This is a genomic window from Flavobacterium psychrolimnae (genome assembly GCF_003312425.1).
GTDB lineage: Bacteria > Bacteroidota > Bacteroidia > Flavobacteriales > Flavobacteriaceae > Flavobacterium > Flavobacterium psychrolimnae.
Window position 1 is genome coordinate 71,207 of sequence record NZ_QNUX01000013.1, and the last position, 20,486, is coordinate 91,692.

Annotated in this window: 23 protein-coding genes; 5 read left to right on the forward strand and 18 right to left on the reverse strand. The window is 35.5% G+C overall.

Annotated elements, in window-relative coordinates; genetic code table 11:
• The first annotated feature begins 92 nt into the window (after nucleotides 1–92).
• The 3 genes from DR980_RS13420 (at nucleotide 93) to DR980_RS13430 (ending at nucleotide 2,630) form a co-directional block, all read left to right on the forward strand.
• Nucleotides 93–416 (forward strand): helix-turn-helix domain-containing protein, encoded by a 324-nt coding sequence (locus DR980_RS13420; protein WP_072944222.1) that lies wholly within the window; start codon nucleotides 93–95, stop codon nucleotides 414–416.
• Between the two features lie 503 nt (nucleotides 417–919).
• Nucleotides 920–1,492, forward strand: a complete 573-nt coding sequence (locus DR980_RS13425) for a helix-turn-helix domain-containing protein (RefSeq protein WP_113636973.1) — start codon at nucleotides 920–922, stop codon at nucleotides 1,490–1,492.
• Nucleotides 1,479–2,630, forward strand: coding sequence for a tyrosine-type recombinase/integrase (locus tag DR980_RS13430; protein ID WP_113636975.1), 1,152 nt, complete (start codon nucleotides 1,479–1,481; stop codon nucleotides 2,628–2,630). The genes DR980_RS13425 and DR980_RS13430 overlap by 14 nt, the downstream gene beginning before the upstream one ends.
• An 11-nt stretch (nucleotides 2,631–2,641) precedes the next feature.
• On the opposite strand, the gene DR980_RS13435 is transcribed toward DR980_RS13430, so the two are convergent.
• The 18 genes from DR980_RS13435 to DR980_RS13520 all read right to left on the reverse strand — a co-directional run bounded on the left by DR980_RS13435 (nucleotide 2,642) and on the right by DR980_RS13520 (nucleotide 17,851).
• Nucleotides 2,642–2,980, reverse strand: coding sequence for a helix-turn-helix domain-containing protein (locus DR980_RS13435; RefSeq protein WP_113636978.1), 339 nt, complete (start codon nucleotides 2,978–2,980; stop codon nucleotides 2,642–2,644).
• A 40-nt stretch (nucleotides 2,981–3,020) separates the two neighbouring features.
• Nucleotides 3,021–3,308: a hypothetical protein gene (locus DR980_RS13440; RefSeq protein ID WP_113636981.1), complete on the reverse strand. Its 288-nt coding sequence runs from the start codon at nucleotides 3,306–3,308 to the stop codon at nucleotides 3,021–3,023.
• Between the two features lie 6 nt (nucleotides 3,309–3,314).
• Nucleotides 3,315–4,118 carry a hypothetical protein gene (locus DR980_RS13445; RefSeq protein WP_113636984.1) on the reverse strand — a complete coding sequence of 268 codons (804 nt, stop codon included), beginning with the start codon at nucleotides 4,116–4,118 and terminating at the stop codon, nucleotides 3,315–3,317.
• Between the two features lie 30 nt (nucleotides 4,119–4,148).
• On the reverse strand, nucleotides 4,149–4,994 hold the full coding sequence (traN, locus tag DR980_RS13450) for a conjugative transposon protein TraN (protein ID WP_113636987.1): 846 nt from the start codon (nucleotides 4,992–4,994) through the stop codon (nucleotides 4,149–4,151).
• Between the two features lie 19 nt (nucleotides 4,995–5,013).
• Nucleotides 5,014–6,318 carry a conjugative transposon protein TraM gene (traM, locus tag DR980_RS13455; RefSeq protein ID WP_113636990.1) on the reverse strand — a complete coding sequence of 435 codons (1,305 nt, stop codon included), beginning with the start codon at nucleotides 6,316–6,318 and terminating at the stop codon, nucleotides 5,014–5,016.
• 4 nt (nucleotides 6,319–6,322) lie between these two features.
• The gene (locus DR980_RS13460; RefSeq protein ID WP_113636992.1) at nucleotides 6,323–6,820 is read right to left on the reverse strand and encodes a hypothetical protein; all 498 of its coding nucleotides are present in this window, start codon (nucleotides 6,818–6,820) and stop codon (nucleotides 6,323–6,325) included.
• 13 nt (nucleotides 6,821–6,833) lie between these two features.
• On the reverse strand, nucleotides 6,834–7,454 hold the full coding sequence (gene traK, locus DR980_RS13465) for a conjugative transposon protein TraK (protein WP_113636995.1): 621 nt from the start codon (nucleotides 7,452–7,454) through the stop codon (nucleotides 6,834–6,836).
• A gap of 17 nt (nucleotides 7,455–7,471) precedes the next feature.
• Nucleotides 7,472–8,668 carry a conjugative transposon protein TraJ gene (traJ, locus tag DR980_RS13470; protein WP_113636998.1) on the reverse strand — a complete coding sequence of 399 codons (1,197 nt, stop codon included), beginning with the start codon at nucleotides 8,666–8,668 and terminating at the stop codon, nucleotides 7,472–7,474.
• Between the two features lie 12 nt (nucleotides 8,669–8,680).
• Entirely contained in the window at nucleotides 8,681–9,316 is a 636-nt protein-coding gene (locus DR980_RS13475) for a TerB family tellurite resistance protein (protein ID WP_113637000.1), read from the reverse strand.
• Complete coding sequence (locus tag DR980_RS13480) at nucleotides 9,313–9,942, reverse strand: hypothetical protein (protein ID WP_113637003.1); 630 nt, start codon at nucleotides 9,940–9,942, stop codon at nucleotides 9,313–9,315. The genes DR980_RS13475 and DR980_RS13480 overlap by 4 nt, the downstream gene beginning before the upstream one ends.
• Nucleotides 9,943–9,954: 12 nt before the next feature.
• On the reverse strand, nucleotides 9,955–10,647 hold the full coding sequence (locus DR980_RS13485) for a conjugal transfer protein TraI (RefSeq protein ID WP_113637005.1): 693 nt from the start codon (nucleotides 10,645–10,647) through the stop codon (nucleotides 9,955–9,957).
• Nucleotides 10,648–10,704: 57 nt separating this feature from the next.
• Nucleotides 10,705–13,170, reverse strand: a complete 2,466-nt coding sequence (locus DR980_RS13490) for a TraG family conjugative transposon ATPase (protein ID WP_113637008.1) — start codon at nucleotides 13,168–13,170, stop codon at nucleotides 10,705–10,707.
• A gap of 38 nt (nucleotides 13,171–13,208) precedes the next feature.
• Nucleotides 13,209–13,526 (reverse strand): DUF4133 domain-containing protein, encoded by a 318-nt coding sequence (locus DR980_RS13495; protein ID WP_113637075.1) that lies wholly within the window; start codon nucleotides 13,524–13,526, stop codon nucleotides 13,209–13,211.
• 48 nt (nucleotides 13,527–13,574) lie between these two features.
• Nucleotides 13,575–13,913, reverse strand: coding sequence for a DUF4134 domain-containing protein (locus DR980_RS13500; protein WP_113637010.1), 339 nt, complete (start codon nucleotides 13,911–13,913; stop codon nucleotides 13,575–13,577).
• 138 nt (nucleotides 13,914–14,051) lie between these two features.
• Nucleotides 14,052–14,519, reverse strand: coding sequence for a hypothetical protein (locus tag DR980_RS13505; protein ID WP_113637013.1), 468 nt, complete (start codon nucleotides 14,517–14,519; stop codon nucleotides 14,052–14,054).
• 202 nt (nucleotides 14,520–14,721) lie between these two features.
• Nucleotides 14,722–15,921 (reverse strand): hypothetical protein, encoded by a 1,200-nt coding sequence (locus DR980_RS13510; RefSeq protein WP_113637015.1) that lies wholly within the window; start codon nucleotides 15,919–15,921, stop codon nucleotides 14,722–14,724.
• 39 nt (nucleotides 15,922–15,960) lie between these two features.
• Entirely contained in the window at nucleotides 15,961–16,848 is an 888-nt protein-coding gene (locus tag DR980_RS13515) for an AraC family transcriptional regulator (RefSeq protein WP_113637018.1), read from the reverse strand.
• Nucleotides 16,849–17,167: 319 nt separating this feature from the next.
• The gene (locus DR980_RS13520; RefSeq protein WP_113637020.1) at nucleotides 17,168–17,851 is read right to left on the reverse strand and encodes a hypothetical protein; all 684 of its coding nucleotides are present in this window, start codon (nucleotides 17,849–17,851) and stop codon (nucleotides 17,168–17,170) included.
• 343 nt (nucleotides 17,852–18,194) lie between these two features.
• Here DR980_RS13520 and DR980_RS13525 point away from each other — a divergent pair, with 343 nt between their 5' ends.
• Entirely contained in the window at nucleotides 18,195–19,874 is a 1,680-nt protein-coding gene (locus DR980_RS13525) for an AraC family transcriptional regulator (protein ID WP_113637022.1), read from the forward strand.
• A gap of 141 nt (nucleotides 19,875–20,015) precedes the next feature.
• Nucleotides 20,016–20,192 carry a histone H1 gene (locus DR980_RS13530; protein WP_113637024.1) on the forward strand — a complete coding sequence of 59 codons (177 nt, stop codon included), beginning with the start codon at nucleotides 20,016–20,018 and terminating at the stop codon, nucleotides 20,190–20,192.
• Nucleotides 20,193–20,486 lie beyond the last annotated feature (294 nt).

A 20,486-nucleotide genomic window follows, 5' to 3' on the forward strand; every position in this document is an offset into this window, starting at 1 on the left:
AATTAAAAGCCAAACTCTCCCTTTTAAGGACATCTTTCATCTCCAAAGTCGGTAATAAATACTTTTACATGAGATTTAAATAACCGATCACCATGAAGCCATTTACTTTTGACCAAATACCTGTAATGATGAACAAAATTCATGATAAATTGGAGCATTTGGAAAAACTTATTCTAAGAATCTCTATTGTAGAGGAAAATGAGAACGAAATTCTAAACATTCAAGAAGCATCAAAACTTTTAAATCTATCGGTATCAACAATCTATAGTAAAGTATGTAAAAGGGAAATCCCCGTCAATAAACAAGGTAAACGCATTTATTTTTATAGACATGAGTTAATGAAATGGATTAAGTCCGGTCGTGTAAAAACTTATTTAGAAATCAAAAATGATATTGAAAAGAGGTCAAAAATCTAGGGTTAATACTAGATTTTTGACCTCCTTACTTTTTACCCCTAATCTCGAAGTATTCCCATCATACAAGACTTAACTTTTTTATGTTAGTGATATAATCAACATTCAAAGTTTATAACTATTTTTGCATAAACAACTCCCATGAGTTATGTTATCTTGATTAAGGATACTTTGTTTTGTTTTGCGATAGTTTGCTTTAAATTGTACCATAATTGTACCATCTAAGTTTAAAACCCTATTAAAGTAAGGAAAGTTATTTTCTGTATCGGAAAGTAACAGAACAAAGAATCACAAAACAACAACAAATAAACGAGTTAAAGTATTGATAAACAATATTTTAACTCGTTTTTATTTATATTATCTTTTATATATTATGTTTTATTTTGATTAGATTTGTACCTTATTTGTACCTCAAAATCTGAGGTACAAAAAAATTTTTTTTTTGGCCAATTTATGGCACACAGAGACACACATAGTCACAGTGGGACACCTAAAGTCACATTTCTATGAGAACTAACATTAAGATTACGCGCATCTGTGAATTCTGCAAAAATGAATTTACGGCACGCACAACAAGAACGCGCTACTGCTCATTAGGCTGCAATAGCAAAGGTTACAAATCGATCATAAGGCAGTCGAAAATCAACCAAAGTAATAAGCAGACAGAGATTGCCAAAAATCCTGAACTTGAGAAAATACGAGTTAAAGATTTCCTTAGCATAAGCCAAGCGAGCATTTTATTTGGAATTAGTCGAAGAACATTCTACAGAATTATTTCTAGAGGAGAACTTGATGTAGCAAAATTTGGTACCAGAACAGTCATTAGAAGGTGCGATGTTGATTCATTTTTTTCCCTTCCGCTGGATCAATCTGTTCTTCGCCCAACTCAAGAATTTCCTGGTTTGGAGAATTGCTATACAATAACGCAAATACAGCAAAAGTATGGAATTTCTGCTGCTGCATTGTACATGCTTATTCAAAGACAAGGTATAGTAAAGTATGCAGTAGGCAAATATAATTATGTAGCCAAGAATGATATAGATATAATATTTAATACAAAAAGCCATGGAAAAGAGTAATGTAACGTTGAGGCAAAAAGATATTTCAAACGAAAGAATATCCCTTTATTTGGATTTTTATCCCCCAATCTTGAATAACAATAACAGGTATACTAGACGCGAGTTTTTGAAAATATATCTTTTCAAAAAGCCAAAAAATCAACTTCAAAAAAATTCAAATATTGAAAACCGTCATATAGCAGAATTAATTCAGATGAAACGACAAAATGAGATAAGTAAAAAAAACATATATACTTCATTTGAAAAAGACCAATTACATATTCAGGCTACTGGTCGCGAGTCATTTCTCGAATATTTTAATAAACTGGCACAGAAGAAAATCGGCAATAATCGAAGTATTTGGAAATCTGCAATTACACATTTTGAGTCTTTCTTGGAAGGAAAAGATATTTGTTTTAAGGATATTTCTATTTCTTTAATGGAAGATTACAAAGAATACTTGCTAAATGCAAAGAGTTTAAGAGATACAGGGAAAAAGTTATCCAGTAACACAGGCTTATCATATCAAAACAAACTCAGAACCACATTGAAAAAAGCATACAAAGAAGGCAAACTCAAAACTGATATTAATGCTGGTATAGATTCTATTAAAGAACAAGAAGCTCACCGCAACTTCCTTACTCTTGAAGAGGCAAAAAAACTATTTGATACTCCTTGCTCTAATGACTTAGTATATCAAATTTCCATGTTTTCAATTTTAACAGGTGTTCGATATTCTGATATTGCAAAACTTTTGTGGTCAGAAATAGAATACATCGAAAATGATGGTTATTACATCCGATTTAAGCAAAAGAAAACTGGAGGAATGGAAACACTTCCAATACCTCATGAAGCTTTTGAACTTTTGAGACCTAAAGTAAATGAAAATGATAAAGTTTTTGCAGGTCTGAAGAAATGGGATGTAGACAGGATATTACCAGTTTGGATTGCAAGGTCTGGTATAACGAAGCACATAACTTTTCATTGCTTTAGACATACTTATGCTACCCTTCAGTTATCATTCGGAACAGATATTTATACTATTTCAAAAATGCTAGGACATAAAAATGTTAAAACAACCCAAATTTACGCGAAAGTTATTGATTCAAAAAAGAGGGAAACAACTGCTAAGATAAGTTTAAAAAGACTTAGCGTTTAGAAAAAAGGATGTTACTTATATTTAGTGGAATTGAATTTCAATTCCACTTCTTGTTGAATTTCTACGGTAGTTTTAATTCTTCCTGATTTAATCCAATCCAATAGTTCTCCTCTATAAAAATAAAGTCTTTTACCTTGCTTATTGACGGGGATTTCATTTTTGCAAACCTTAGTATAGATAGTGGCTACTGATAACTTCAACAGTTCAGCAGCACCTTCAATTGTTAACAGCTCTTCATTTTTATCTGAATCATGTATTTTCCTTTCTTTGAGAAGCTTTTCTATCTTGTCAAGCTTGACAAACAATTTTCCAATAATATTTGGCAAGTCATCAAAAGTAAACTGTTTCATAATACTACTATTTAGAGTATAAAGGAATACGATATATAAGTTACTGATCGACGAAAAAGATAGTACTCCCTTGATTTCGCTTGCGGGTGGATTTGTAAATAATATAACCATACTCGTTGAGTTCCCGCATGCATTTATAATATGTTTTTGGTGAAGCAATCTTCGCTAAATCCATAATTTCATATCGGTACGCTTGTATTGGATTACCAAAACCCTTACCCGCTCTAAACTGCAAGAGTGCGACATAAATACCAATATGCGTAATGCTAATACGGTAATCATTCTCTATTGCTTTAAAGAAATCGGATAAGGGCTTTAGTACTTCCATCAAAATCTACATTGAATTAGACTGTTTTCTTTTTCTCTTTTTGGCTTCCTGGGGAGCAGCAGGTCCATCGTCATTAGTATTTTGACTCTGTTTTTTATTATCCTGCTTCTGTGAGGTATTTTGTCCTTCTGATTGCTTTTCCTCTTTCGTCTGGCGGTTGTCAATGCGTTTAAGATTTCCATCGTAGGCATTGATAGTTTTAAACTGTGGATTAGCTTCAATATAATGCTTGACTTCTTTACCGTCTTTCAAGAAAGTGGCCGATTGTAAGTTTCCTTTTTTCAGGGAATCCATTAAATCTTCTTTAAACTTAGCAGTATCCAGTTCCTTGATTGGATGTTTGGACAGCGCTGCCTCTAAATCATACCCATAATTTTGATGATATTGATTCAGTTTGAAATTGCCCGCACTGTCAGATTCCTTAAAATCCATTTGTACCCATGTGTTATAGACCTGACCTTCTTTACTGGTTAAATCTTTATTCACTGCTCTTCCTTCCATGAGGTTGTAGGCTTCCTTCATGGTAATATTGCTGCCCTTATTGATATAAAAAGTCTGTTCTAATGCTTCTTTAGAATTTTCTTTTTGCAAATCCACTTTATAGGAGTTAAAGAAATACATATCACTCTGATCCGACTTCTTAAAATTCAATGTTGCTGTCGCACTATCGTTGCCATATTGAGAATTGTGTGTCAAAGTAAAGCTTGGTTTTTGCTGTTGCATTTTTTCCTTTAACTCACTTTCTAATCCTTCACCGAAACCGGTGTACTTTAACTGATCGCGTAGGTATTCAAAATTTTTATCGTTCATGACTTTTTAATTTAAATGATTAATAATTAGTTACAGTTTAGGCAGTACAGAAACCTGTACCAATTTTTTGTTTTTTACCTGAATTACCAAATGTCTGCCACCATTCTTTTCCATCAGCTGTAGCACTAAATATTTCTTCTCCGGAATAGTGAATTTTGTCACCGCAAATACAAATGTATTTTCAGATTCTTCGTCAATTGTTTCATAGTTGTTAAGAATATAAAGTGGTGAAATTTCGATTTCCTGAGAGGAGGTTCGTTTTACTTTTTTACTATCTCGAATAAAAAATCGAAACTGGTCAACATCATACTTTATTTTGGAGTGGTTCGCCACTACTATCCTGTAATACATTATATCATTTTGGATAAAAATTCCATTGAGGTGTAATTTCAAACCATATCTGCTCTCTTTACCACCTTCAATCTTACTTTTGTCATACAAGGCCAGCTTGGAATAAAGCTGTAATTCCTGTTCGTTGCCAATCCCTACAGAAAATAAAACGTTCTGTTCGAACGGTTCAGTCGTATTCATAGAGAGATTTAAATTGGCATTTTGTTCATCATATCGTAGAAGGAAAGAATACAATTTCCCATCAGCTGTCACTACCGTTAGATTGGTTGGGATAAAGTCCATCTTAGCAGCCTTAATCTGTATTATATTTTCAAGGCCTTTGGCTTTTTGAACCAAGATATCCGCGCTACCACGATCGACACTTTTAATGGCGTAAGGGAATACAATATTGGTCGTTTTGGAATACCCAATGGACAAAGAATCGGGCGTAATCTCCGATAGACTGTTTTTACTGCTTTGCTGGGCAAAAGCACCGATGGTAATGAGTACTGCACACACCATTAGCATTACATTGATCTTTTTCATAATTACTGATTTTTAGTTTTTAATTGGATTCGTTTTGTTTTTGCTTTTCGTCTCGTAATAAAACCTGATAGCCTGCCTTCACTACTACTTTGACAAGCTTGGCTTTTTTACTGAATAGGGTTTTCGCCGCCTCAATACCAACACCAGCTGCTTGTGCTCCCCATGAATCGTCAAGAGATGGAACACCAAGAGTCTGAACAGAGCGGTCTGCTGATGCTTTAGCTACTTCTCTATTGATTGCACCAGGCATGTAAATGCCGTGAAGTCCATCCAAATCGTAGACAGTAAGTTCAACTGGAAACAAAGCATTCTTATACCGAATACTATTAATTTTTATGATAAGCCTTTCTCCTTGTAAAGAGGCTATTCCGAACAGGAAATTATTCTTTGGAATTTCTACTCCATTAACAAAGACAGCAGTACTCAGCCTTAACTTTATTGTGGAACCATTTACTATAGTTTGTGTTTCATGAATTACCGCTGCTACTGCATTTTGAAGGGTCTCCACAACTACTGGTTCATCCAAAGAATAAAATGCGTTCTCTTTATTCCTCCCATTAAATGTGGTACTGCCAGGTGGGGTAACTTGCAGCGAAGAAATACTAGTGTCCCCTTCCGAGCTGGCAATTGAAAATACTTGTCCTCTTTGGGATTCAGAAACCTTCCTTAATTTTTGCTGAACTCTGTCAGGATGTTGTATATCCAGTATACTTTCCAGCATGCTACTAAGTTGTTTCAATTCAGGGTCCGGTTCATTATTTTGAGTATTCATCGACTGCATCATTTCTTCCAACTTGTTAACGTCTTCGGAATGCAGCGCGCTTTCGCTACTTTCTGCATAATGGAGATCGTTTCGCCTTGATGTTGGAGCAACTGGCGTATTAATAACTCTTTGAAGTGCCTCCAACTTTTCATGCACTTTTGCTTCGTTTGGGTCTCGGTACTTTAAAGCATTTAGTGCTCGTGAGCTATTTCCGGAAGGTATTTGATAATGAGATGTGCGACCGGTTTTTGTGGAATCTTCAAGAAAATTTCTACTGAGGTAATTGGGATCTTTGCTAATAAGCTCTTCTAGCTTTGAGGAATCAAGTGCTGCCTGATCGTAATAATGCATTTTATCTAAATCCAGCCCTTCTTTCAAATTTGCATCCGGAAGCGTGCTATTAAACCCTTTTTTCTCGGTGAGTGAGGAGTTCGCAGCATCCATTTTGCCGCCTCCCAAAACCCAAAATATAATAGTGAGAAAAGGCAGTACTAGTAACGGCATGACTAAAAGTATTTTGCGCTGTCTTAACATTTTTGGTGATTTCGATTTTGCTTCCATGATATTATTTTTTAAATTGTGAATGGTAATACTTTTCCACTATTGTCAGGCTGTCCAGTAATCTTGAGCGGTTTTGATTAATACTGTCCTTTATTTTTTTTCCCGTCGGACTGCGCCCTAAACTGTCAATATACCTGCGAAATCGGACCGTTTTTTCATATTCCCCTTTACTGACTGCTACTTTTAAATGATTCATTGCTTTAGAGATTTGAATAGCATTCGTTGTCTTTACAATTGGTGTAATCGGTATGGAACTGACTCCAGGTTCAGAAAAGCTATTTACCATCACATAAATGCTATAGGCGCTAGTCCCAAGCGTAAAAACGATTAAAATTAATGTCCAACTTCCACGGGACCAATGTGCCGTCTTGCGTTCCAGCCAATGTGCACATTTGTATTGCAACCGAAGGTTAGCTTCTTCAAACTGTTGCAATAGTTTGCTTTTAATGCGATCTTTTCCTGCAGAGTCTTGCGTGATGCCATTTTTAAATTTGTAGCGCATAGCAGTAGTGTTTTTATTTACGGTTCTCAGTACTCAAATCTCGATTCTCTACTGTATTCCATCGCTCGACTAAAAAGCCATGCGGGTTATTATCACTTCTGGAAACATTACGAAGATTCCCTTCTGTTATGAGGCTCCGGTGCGCAATGCTGGTCGTTCTGATGATATTCTGAGTGGCATAGCACCGGAAATGATATGGATATTTATTGATATCAATAGCTACACTATCCACTTCTAGCGTCTGACTGATATTACCGGAAATAATACCGGAATAATACCCATTCTCTTTTAAGTCATCGTAAATACGTTTTGCACTGTCATCTGCGAGGTATAATGCCTTCGTAATATTGGTTTTTATAACCTTATCATCGGGATCGAGAGTGAAAAATAATTTATGAAAAGTCATAACATGGTCTCTTGCCTCTACCGGGATATTGTCTTTTCTGTCTGAAGCATACGCTTCTAATGCTTTACCATTAGCCAGTATGTAAACTTTATCCTGCATCTGCGCTACCAAAGCAAAACTTTTGTACATAGCAAAACAGCTCAGTATAATACTTCCGACAACAACCACAGTTGTAAAGCTTCGAACATGCCGAAAGGCGGTATCAATATTTTTCATTTTGCTAAACATAATCCGTTTTTTAGAGGTTAGGAATTGCCTTTTAATTTATCGCCCATATAACTGTCTTTATCTTTGAAATACGGCGAGGAGCCACTAGATCCAGATAGACTTTGAGACATTCGTCCAGCAGCATTGCCCATAGCATCCACCACCATTCCCGCACCTGAAGATGCGCTGTTGACCGCAGAATTTGCCGAGTTGTTGAACATACTGGTCACTTTTTGACCCAACGCCCCTGCACCACCTGCATGAACTATATAATTAGCGACGGAGGGAACGGTGAAATACCCGATGATGCCAATAATCATAAACACCAAATAGGCCATATCTGTTTTACTAAAAAAGGTATCTCCGTATTCGCTCGCTTGTGCGATGTCCAGTTGAAGCATCTTTTCTTGAATTTTTCCTATGATACTGCCAAAAATATTCGCTACGGGAAGCCACAAATAGATATTTATATACCGCGCGAGCCAGACCGTCAGTGTGTGCTGAAAACCATCAAAAACGGATATACCAAAAACTAGCGGTCCCAAAATAGAGAGTACGACAAGCTGAAAGGTCCTAAGGGTATCAATGCAAAGTGAAGCAGCTTCAAATAGTACCATCAATACTTCACTCATCCATTCTTTTACTGAATTACGAAAATTGAATGAGGCCTTAGACATTGCAAATTTCACATCATTTCCGATTCCTTCCATAATTCCTTCTTCAGATGGATTGGCATCATCATGGGTGTATTTATACCATTTGTCTCGATCGCCACTGCCATCTGCTCCCACATACATCTTCCAGGAATCCGTTTCTTTGATCGCCTCTTCTTTTTTTCTAAGCAGCAGTCCAATAGCCTTATTAGAGCCTTCCACCATTGATGCGGTTGCTGTAACCGTGGGTTTCATCACTCCATTAATTAAATCCAGCACCGAAGGAAAAATCATAATGCAGAATCCGATTACAAATGGACGGAACAGCGGATAAAAATCGATGGGTTCAGCACTTGCAATATGCCTCCAAACCCGAGAGGCGATGTACCAGATGGCTCCAAATCCCGCGATTCCCTGCCCAACTCCGATAAGGTTGCTGCACAGAGGCATCATTTCGTCATACAATTGGTCCAGTACGCTATGTAAGCTATTCATGTCATTCGCCATTCCTTGGGCATGGCTAGTTACAGGCAACAACATCCCTGCGGCAATAGATACTATAGCCTTACTCCTTTTCATCATAGCAATTTGTATTTAATTATTTACTTGGTAGATGCTACGCATTGCATTGATGTCATTGCGTTCTTTAGTTCGTTGAATGCCTAATACGGAAGTATTGTTGTTAAAATTCCGAAGAAAAGAGAGCTTGTCCTGCATGTCAGCGTATACCTTGTCAATGGCGGCAAGTCTTTCATCATCTGACATTCGCAGGGTATTGGCAGAAATGACCGAGGTCAACTCATCCAGATTTCTTATGCTCTCTTTAAATAGCTTAGAATAGACCTTTTCGAGATAAGCAATTTCCTCTGGATTGAAATTGCCACTGTTCCTGAATCGATTAAATGCAGCTTTGTATTCTTTTACTAAAAGTACTTGATAGTGGATGATTTCACCCACTCGCTTATACTTTCTAACAGTTGGACTGACCTGCATCAGCGCATCAAGAAATGTTTCATGCAGACTAAAATTTCCTTTGGACAGATCTTTAACAACATTGTAGCCTCCGTTGAGAATTTGATAGCCTTTTTTCATATCAGTCAGAATCTGTTTGAATTGAGCTAGCTTTTCGATATTCAGAATTAGCTGCTGCATTTCTTGAGATTGAGCAGCAGCTTGACTAGGAAACAATAGTCCCACCAGCATGATAAGTACAATCAGTAGTCGTTTCATGGTATACGGTCTTTTAAGCCCTGCAACGCATGGCTGGTTTGTACATCTTTGGATTCAGCGCTCCTGGAGAAACCCATCATTCTGGTTTGATTGCTAAAATCCTCACAAAAACTTTCACTCTCCAGCATATTTTGATAGAGTGCATCAATTTTTTCTAATCGTTCATCATCTTTGAGCTCCAACTTCCCTTTTGTCAGTACTGCAGTAAGTTCATCTACTGTTCCATCACAATCTTTAAGCAGTCGATCCAAAACCCTTTTAACATAAGCCACTTCGTCACCATGAAATAAATCGTTTTGCTTCACATAGCGCATGGTGCGACTATAACTCTTCAGAATCTTTACTTGAAGTGCAATGATCTGAGCAACTCTGGAATAGTTTTTTATCTTTGGATTAATATTGATCAGAGAGTTGAAATAATCAAGATGAAGATCCAATTCCCCTCGTTTAAAATCACCTATCACGCTAAGCCCTTTCTTTGCGAAGGAATATCCTTTTTGAGCATATCCGATATACACTTGAAAAGCTGCAATTTGCTTTAAGAGTTCTTCTCTTTGTTTTGCCTGTGCGCGCATGTTTACATTGAAAAGTCCTATAAGGAGTATCAAAACTGCTATCTTTTTCATGACTTTAGTTTTTTAATTGGGAATACCGTAGAATTTCTTTATGGCATTCACATCGTTATTTGATTTTGCTCTTTGAAGGCTCAATTGTATGTTTTGCCTGTTAAACTGAGAAAGATCATCATAAGTAGCATCAATTTGATCGGCTGCAGTATTGATAATTTCAAGCCGTTTAGCATCACTCATTTGCATGGTAAAGGATTCTACGACTGAAAATATCTGATCAATATTATTCATACTTTCATTTAATATCCCTGAATACACTTTTTGCATGTATGCCAATTCATCGGCCTTAAAATGGTCGTCCCGCTGAAACAGTTTCCAAGCTCTTTCATATTCAGCAACAAGCCGAACTTGCTTTTGGGTGATATCCCTTATTCGCTGATAATAAGTTATAATGGATTTGACCTTTGCGAGTTCATCATAGTATCCTTTATACAACTCTTTTTGTTTTTGCGTCCAGTTGGATATCTCATCTAGTTTCACTTTGGACAAGACATTTTCCAATTTCTTTTGGGCATTCTGCAACCAAATCGTTTTATTTTGCAAGCGCTGGATGCGAAGATCAATTGCTTTTATGACCGCAGCAACGGCATCTTTTATTAACCCAATTAGAGGAACAGCTGCCACTGTTGTTGCTGGTCTGGCAGGGATACTGAGCAGTAATAGACAAAGTAGACCCACCATCATGTTTTTCTTTGCTTTCATAAGTAGTAATTTTTTGTTTATCAAGTATTTAAAACTGCAACTTCTTTTTTACTGTCATTATTTTTGACGCAAATCATTCGCAAGTGCCGCAATCCCTTTTTTAATATCACCATCGAATTTCTTGGCGTAAGCCTCTACTTTCATTTTTTCTGTTTCTTCAGTTGTATACGCTAAATACTCTTCAAGGGATACTTCTGTGCGATAGACTTTAGAGAGCATGCCTCCCAATGAAATAAAAACTTCTTTGTATTTTTTATCTGGATCATTTGATTTATTAACCGATAGCACCAATGCTTTTTCCTTTTCCGTTAGACCTAGCAATTCCTGAATTTGGTCGAATTTATTCTGGTATTTACTTTGGTCCAGCAATATTTTACAATCGCTATTATTGATGATTGCCTGCTTGACAACTGGCGATGATATAATGTCCTCTACTTCCTGTGTAACCACTATAGCTTCTCCGTAAAATTTTCGAACAGTCTTAAATAAATACTTGATATATTCAGCCATACCTTCCTTAGCAATAGCTTTCCAAGCTTCTTCAATTAATATCATTTTTCGAATACCCTTAAGCTTGCGCATTTTACTAATAAATACCTCCATGATAATTATGGTAACCACTGGAAAAAGTATCGGATGATCCTTAATGTTATCTAATTCGAACACAATAAAACGCTCTTTCATGAGCTCCAAATTTTCAGTTGCATTGAGCAAATAGTCAAATTCTCCGCCTTCGTAATACGGGCGCAACACGTAGAGAAAATTAGTTACATCAAAATCCTTTTCCTTTACCTTATCTCCTTCAAGCACCTGGACAAAATCAGTTTTTAAGAATTCGTAAAAACTATCAAAACAAGGAAACAACGATTTATTTGCCTCCAATTTTTCATAGTATAATTGTAACGCATTGGATAATGCTACGTACTCACTTCGATTGAAGGTTTCGTTGTCTTTTTTCCACAAGGCCAGCAATAAGGTTTTAATACTTTCCTTTTTCTCTGTATCCAATGTATCTCCTTCACTGATGTAAAAAGGATTAAAGCGGATTGGATTCTTTTCATCATAAGTAAAATAATACCCACCCACCATGTCACACAACCCTTTATAACTGTGCCCGACATCCACTATCACAATATGCGTTCCTTGTTCGTAATAGCTTCTCACCATATGGTTGGTGAAAAATGATTTTCCACTTCCCGAAGGTCCTAATATAAATTTGTTCCGATTGGTGCAGATTCCCATTTGTATGGGTTCATCACTGATGTCAACATGCACTGGCTTCCCAGTCAAACGATCGCCCAAACGTATTCCAGTAGGGCTAAGAGAGGAACGGTATCCGGTTTCCATATTCAGGAAGCACACCGCCTGTTCCGCAAACGTATCAAAAGTGTCATTCATGGGGAAATCAGCTGCATTACCGGGAATTCCTGCCCAATATATTTGAGCGGCTCCAACGGTTTCCTGCTTTGCGGCTGCGTCCATTTGCGCCAACGCTGATGAAACCTTATTTTTTATAGTCTTCAGCTCTTCTTTATCCGTTGCCCATGCCAAAACATTAAAGTGAGCCTTAACGGGTAAGCGTTGCTGACCAATTGCTTCATTTAGAAAATCATTGGTAGCATCACGGGCAATTAAATTCTCCCTGCTGTACGCCGATAAGGACTGCAAGCGCAATCTTTTACTCTCCAGCTTTTGCAGTGTTTTTTGGGGATCTTCAATGAAAATATATTGGTTGTAAATGTGATTGCAAGAAAGGAGTTGTCCTAACGTAGAGGCGAATCCGATGCTGAATTTGGTCTTATCAGTGGAGTATCGATCAAAATTTATTCTGGAACCGCAAAGAGCGGGAAGATCCGCTGCATCGCCCAGCGTGTAAATTTGACAGTGTTTATCGCCCACCTGCAATCCATCACTGAATCCAATATCTTGATACACAATAGATTCTTCCTTTTCAGAAAGGGAACAGTAACGCTCTATAATTCCTATCTTTCGGCTTTGACTTCTCAGTTCATCATTTGTTAAGCGCGTTAATTTTACAAAACCGCTATCTTCCAAAATTCGTCTGAACTGACCCGTACTGTCTATAAATTCCTGACGCAGTTGTGCTTGTAATGTTTCTTCTGGAACTATTGAACTTCGAAGTAAATTGGAAAACAAGGAACTTGATTTTTTCCTGCCGCCTGGTTTTTTGGTTAATAAAATGTAGCAGGAATGATCCAAAAAAGGACGCTCGTTAAAAAACCGTTCACTGCTGCGCGTTAGGAAACTGGTATCCTCATTTCTGAAATCCGCTTCAAACTTGCTGTCAATAAACCAATCTTGTTTGTGAAACACGCTAAACTTTGGTAGTAATTTTATAGCCTTGAGCCAGGCTTGGTGGAATGCTTCATACTCTTGGTCTGACAACGTAAATATTTCCGGCAATTCTGCCTTGAATACTACAGTCACATCACCTTGTTTCGAGAGAATACAATCATGCTCCACATCCATAATCGGTAAAATATCATCTATCATCTTTTCCATCTTCATCGCTTTTACCTGTTTATAATTTTTGGAGATTGCTATTTTTCCATTTTGAAAATCTGACGGCTGTGAATTCTTATGGCTTCAGGAACTTGTCTTTTCGCTAAAGCTTTCATCATGCCATGTTCCCCATATTTACGACTCATCTTATATACTTTTACAACTAAAATAGTTCCTGATCCACCGACCACTCCAACGCAAACCAGTGATGGCAAACCAATGATATACAGTGCTGAAAACAGGAATAGAAGAACTATAACGCCACCACCTAAATACCAGATATATTGTGCTTTAAGACCTTTAAATTCAATACTCTGATTAATACCATTATTGATTTGATATACACTATTTGCCATGGATACTATTGTTACTTTAAATATTAAAAACTGTGACCTGTAACACATTTAAACCCCAAAGAAAGATTTGATCACCGTAGCGACCACCACTAAAAAAACGCAACTGCCAAACCAAGCCGCCGCTACTTTTCCGGTATCAGGATCACCAGCATTCCATTTTTGATAAACCTTTACAGCTCCAATCAAACCCAGTATTGCACCTACGGCATACATAAGCTCTGTACCTGCATCAAAATAGCTTCTTACCTTTTGATTGGCTTCGTTAATTCCAGCAACCCCGTCTTGCGCATGAGCCGTGACATAGCCAACAAATAATAGCAGCACAGCTAAAACAAATCGAATTTTTGTTACTGTAAACTTCTGTAATTCCCTCCCGCGATTTTTCATAATACATCATTTTTAAAGTTTTGTTTTAAGTACTAAAAAGCAGAGGAATACCGCTGTTACTACACTCTTTTTCCTGTCACATTAAGCCATACCGCATAAGAGCAAACAGGGATAATTCCTCCGCAATAGAATTTTAATTTATGCATCCCATAACACATGCACTTCCTGTTGCGTTACATGAATCATCTCGAGTTTATCACATTCAGACGCTACTAATTCGCAGATTGAAGATCGAAAGGGCGAGTTCTTTACAGTCGGAAATTCATGGAGAACCAAACTCAGATAATACATAAATTCCTTTTTGGGGAGTTTTCTTTGCAATGCATCTGCAACAAGATTTTTCAATTTTTCTACCAAATCCTCTACATCTTGAAATGTTTGGTCGGTCTGAGTTTCATTGATTGCTGAAGGAATACCATTCGGAGATTCCAGATAACCTACCTTTGATTGAACTTGAGGAAAACTTCGAATTGAAAACTTTTTTTTCCCCGTTATTAGATCTTTCAGTTCTGTAAAATAAAATCGAAAGCCTACAAATAAGTACCAGCTTGCTGTAAGCAGGACAATTACAAGTAAATAATTGACCCATGAAATGTTTGTTAACATACGTTCTTTATTAAATGTTTAACTTCCTTGATAGTAATAAAAACATTAACCCTAGGCAATGATTTATTTTATATTTCAAAGGAACAATTTGAAAGTCGATACTACAAGTACAACTTTAATCTGTACCCTTCTGTACCCTTTAATTAAAGTAGTTAGCAATAATATTAAGTCTTGTGTGGTCTAGGATTTAGTAGTAGTATTGCTAATACGACTTTATCTTTTTTATGATTTTTTCTAAAGTCTGAATAGCAATCTCTTTGTCTCTTTCTTCTGCATTATAAGACTTGCTTCTAACGGATTGATAGGATAAATCCTTTTTAAAAGGGGTAGAAAGATATGGTACGATGGTTTTAAATATTTGGCTCATCGATCTGGCTTTCAAAATCCGGGATTCATCGGTAGCTCTCAGAATTAATCCCATTTGATCGGTCGATAATATGCACTCAATTTTATTATCTAAAGCTACCGTTGCATCAATGTGCTTGGTTTGCACACCAATTCTCGAACTTGCGTTTAATTCGATTTCTCTCTCTAAATAGGCTACTTCATGCTTGAACCAATTATGTAAAACACTTTTAATATTTTGCTGGCTGGGCTCAAACATAATGCTCTCGTTAGAATATAACTGACGAAATTCCTTAAAAATAAAAAGTAGCTTACTCATCCTATCAGTTAAAGTAGTTTGCATATCTAAATTGCTGACAATTCTATTAATCAAACAAGTGATGTAAACTTGAGCATTAAAATTCAAACGAATAAGCAATTCATCCAAAGAGGTATAAATGTCTACACTTTTTTCAGATTCATCGAAATCATCGATACTTTTAAAGAGTTCTTTTTGATAGAGAATCTGTCTGTATGTAATTTTATAACCTCTGTTAGATTGGATTAGTTGGTAAAGAACGGAGATGACAGACTCCATGATATTTTGATGAATTTCATTCTGCCATTTTTTTCTTTGAAGCTTCTCCAGTTTTAAATGCAATTCATTTCTGGAAACAATAAGATAAGTGATCGGTACGCGTTCGTCCAAACTCAGATAAGTAGCAAAACGGATTTCTATATAAGATAGTAGTTCCTCTAAAGCACTGATTATAGTGTCGATGCTAGTTGATAAATTTGGTGCATTAAAAATTATATTTTTTCGATTTTCAATAACATTATCCAGCAAAAAGATAAGTGTAGAATGATATTTTCGAATTAAAAGTCGAATTTGCCTTTTCTTCCTTAAGGAAAACACTTCATTCTTGAGTTGGATCTGAATCTTTTGAGATTCTTTGGCAATATTTTCGGACGTTAACGACAAAGTACTTTCTGATATTGAACTGCTAGTTGTATTCTTTGGGTCAAAGGTTTGCAAAATCAAAGAATCTAACCATTCTAATGGGTGGGTTTTTATCATTATGCTATTGTTTTAATTTACATTTAAATGCAACGAAAACTACTGGTTCTTCAACCTTTCGATAGCATTTGTGCGATATCTCGATGGTGCAATGGATGTATGTCTTTTAAAAAAAACACAAAAAGTGGAAGAATTACTGAAAGATAGCTCTTCAGCTATATCGGCTACTGATAACTGGGAATCTTCCAGTAAATTTTTCGCCTCTGCAATAATAGATTCTGCTATTAAAATTTTAACCGGTTTTCCGGTGATCTGTTTTACAATTTTACTCAAATATCCAGCAGTAATAAACAACGATCCGGCATAAAATTTAACGCTATGCTGTTTTTTACAGTGAATGGATAAGATGGTAAAAAATTGTATCAATATCCTTTCTTTTCTGTTGAAATTCAAGGCGGCTTGTGAAGTATATTTAGCGTGAATTGATCGCAATTCGTACAACAGTAAATTAAAACTAATGCGTTGCAATTCCGCTTCTATGCTGTTAAGTTTACTCTCCTTCCTTACAAAATAAATAAGTTTGTATATGAGTGAAAGAACTAAAAAATCTTTTTGATCCAATGTAATTTTCAGGGAAGGCCTTGCGATAAAAAAATAAAACGCATCAACTAACTCTTTCTTGAAACAATTCTGAGTGGCAAAGTCATCGGTAAATGCTACTAGATATAACTTCAGTTTGTCTTCTGCATCCAATAAAGTTAAAAACGTATTTTTTGGAATCACAATTAGATCTTGGGCTGATAAACCATGAACGGTATCTTTTAACTGAATTTTAAAAGCACCAGATTTTATTAGTAAAATGCAAAAATTATTGACAATAAAAGACTCATGGGAAGCCGTTTTTATCACATACTTTTTGATGATGCAGAGTTGCAGTCCATGGTAAGGACTTTCATTTAATTCACTATTTATTAATTCATTTATCATGCTGGTGACAGTTTACATGTTCGATAGGTATAGTCGAGGTGCATTATTTTTGATTATTGAAAAAATATTCCAGTAAACCTAAAACCACAAAATAGAGATTGGACAGTGATGTTATAAAAAATATATAGGCAAATTTCCTTGGACTATCAACTTGTTTAACGCCACCTATAAGATAACCAACCATTTCATCATAGCTAAAAAGAACGATGATGAAATAGAGGCTAACAAGGTTTAAAAGAACCAATGTGTAGTAAAAAATGATTTTTAATTTCATTCTCGTAAATGGATTGTTTGCAATCGAATTACAGTTTTGTAAAAGCTATTTTGATAATAGGATAACAGAGATAAGAGTAGCTTGATACGAATTGAAAGCTGGCTGCGCTTTACGATTGGCTACAGAAATCTCCCAATCTCTATCTCTATGTTTAGAATTGGCATAAAGAGCATACCTAGAAACCGATGCTACAGAAAGAATAGTTTCTTTTTCATCCGCACTCAAAGTTGTATTTTCTAAAATCTTAGTTTCATAGGAAACAATATAGTTGTACTGCTCCACGTATTCACTATCTTGTTGTGCTAGTAAAGCTTGTACAAAATGGATCAACTCCTCTTTGACCTCCGAACTTGAAGAGCAACTTTCAAGAATAGCTATCAATTGTTTTTCGGGTTCACTAAGCACCATCGTAACGTGTTTAGAGGTCAATGATGCTGTACTTCGACTCGCATACCGTTTAGTATTGTAATTTTGTATCATAAACTGTATTTGCGCTGTCATTTCAGTAGCTGAATTTGGAACTTTGTTAGTGTCCAAATAAGTAGTAAGCAAATCAAAATACTCCTTACCTCTTCCCTCAAAAGGATTCGCATTATTGTGCGGCACCTGTGAATTAGTGTGTAATATACTTGGATTAGAATCGGAAGTTACAGAAGGATCAACTTCAGCTTCAGTGGAACAGGAAATAGTAGCGATTGATAAAATAGCGCATAATAGATAATTTTTCATGATTAATGTTTTTAAAATGGGACCGAGAATTTCTTCTCAGTTCATTTCACCCGGGTAAGCAGAACTTTTATTTAGCACTTTGCTAAACTTTTTGCTTTTGAATTCGAAGCAAATCTATTCGCTCATCAACTTCCCTGCAACACAATCCCTATGGGTTTCCACGAATTAGCGTATTGATTTCATGGAAATCCACACCATATTTTTATCAAATAAACACCTATTTAACAATTGTTTATCTTATTTTTGAAACACCCGATAATAAGTACTGATTTGTACTATTTATCATCACACCTATTATATTCATTATAGAACACAGTAATTTATCCCTAACCTACTACGTACTATGAAACAAAATTATGTATTACTGACATTGCTACTTACAGCACATTGCGTTACTAGTCAAAAAAAGGTATTCAAAATACCAGATTCGCTTGAAAACAAAAGCTATGTTTACTTGGAAGACAGGAGCTACTCGCTAACAAAAGATACTGCTAAAGCTTTTTTTTATATAAATATTTACATAAAGAAAGCGAAGAACGAGGAAAACTGGAAAGAATTGGTAAATGGATACCAGAATGCACTGCATCAATCTCCTAATAATATTAGGTTACAATATGCAGATAGTATGATTTATGCTGCAAAAAAAAGGAAAGATGCAGCCCTTATTGGATCAGCTTACCTTTCAAAAGGTATTGTATTTTACAGCCAGAAAAAACTAAGTAATGCACTAGATAATTACATTATTGCCAACAATTATATCGCTAAAACTAATGATGCCTACCTGATTCACAAAGTGAAGTACAATATGGGTCAAGTCAAATATTACTTAGGATTTTATGATGAAGCAATTTCTTTGTTAACAGAATGTGTCGCGTATTATAAAAATGAAAACCCAAGACCTTACTTAAATTCACTACATTCTTTAGGTCTTTGTTACAATAAAATAGGAAATTATGGCTTATGCACAGAAACCAATAAAATTGGTATTTCTGAAAGCAAAAGATTAAAAACACTCGAAATGACTCCCTATTTCATTCATTCGGATGGCATCAATGAATATTTCATGAAAAATTATGATGTAGCCATCAAAAAGATTGAATCGTCGCTGATAGAAATAAACCAAAAGAAAGATTATGCGAATGTGGCAGTAGGAAATTTTTACATTGGAAAGAGCTTTTGGCAACTAGAAAAATCAGATAAAGCAGTATCGTATTTCAAAAAGGTAGACAGAACTTTCCAGGATAAAGGATATATTAGACCAGACCTACTGGAAGTATATCAATTATTGATTGCCTATTACAAAACAAAGGATAATCTGAAAGCGCAATTGTTTTACATTGACCAATTACTCGCAGCGGTTAAAACCTTAAAAGAAACCAACAAGTATTTGATAGGCAAAGTTCATAAGGAATATGACACGAAAGTTATAGTGACAGAAAAAGACAAAATGAAGGCAGAGCTACTCAGTCAAAAGTATAACGACACTATTTTTATCAGCATCATTGTAGTATTTTTTGCAGGGTTACTATTCATGACGTACCGGCATTTTAAGAATCGTGCGGTATACAAGCAAAAATTTAATGAGCTAATGGTTCAAATTAAGGATGAAAACAGAAACAAAACAAAACTTAAAAATGACAAATCTGAAATACTAGATATCAATGCGGATACAGTGAACAATGTTTTAAAACAATTGGATAAATTCGAACGCGAAAAGAAGTTCTTAGAAAAAGACATAACACTCGTAAAATTAGCAGCTGCCTTTAATTCTAACAATAAATACCTGTCCAAAATTATCGCACATTATAAGGAAAAAGGATTTGTGGAGTATATTAATGCCCTTAAAATTGATTATTTGATAAATTTGTTACAAGAGGACAAAAGAATACGAAACTATACCAATAAAGCTCTGGCTGAAGAAGCAGGATTTAGCAGTACCCAAAGATTTGCAAATGCTTTCTTGACAAAAACAGGTATGCCTACGTCCTTTTTTATTGAACAGCTAAAGAAAGGTAATACGTAATTTATTAAGCATCAAGTATAAAATGTGTTTTTTGCCCCTTAGCGAAAAATTTAGATTGTAAAGTAGTAAGTTTAACATGAAAACATGCCGGTATAAAAACCAAAATTTTATTTTTACGCCCTAATTTAATACGATACTATTATGAAAGATTTAGTTGCAAAAATCAATGCTGAATTCGAAACGTTCAAAACAGAATCTGAATCACTGACTGAAAAAGGTGTGAAAGCAGCTGGAGCGAGAGCTCGTAAATCGACTTTGGAGCTGGAAAAACTATTAAAAGAGTTTAGAAAGGTTTCTATAGAAGAATCAAAAAAATAAACTTTTATTTAATTATTAGCCCTCTGGATTTTTCTAGCGGGCTTTTTTAGGCCGATAGTGAAAGTATGATTTGGAGCAAAATTCCCAAACACTGTTCCATTACTTTTCAACTATTTCAAGTAATTATAAAAGTAGCTTTGATTATCGTTGCAATATTAAATACCGTACCGTAATGAATAATCGTTTTAAAAGATAGCGTTATTTAATTTTCAACTGACTTTTTAGAAAACCGACCAAATCCTTTACAATTCAATTATGCAAAAGTGAAAAGATTCAATTGATATGCTTTCTATG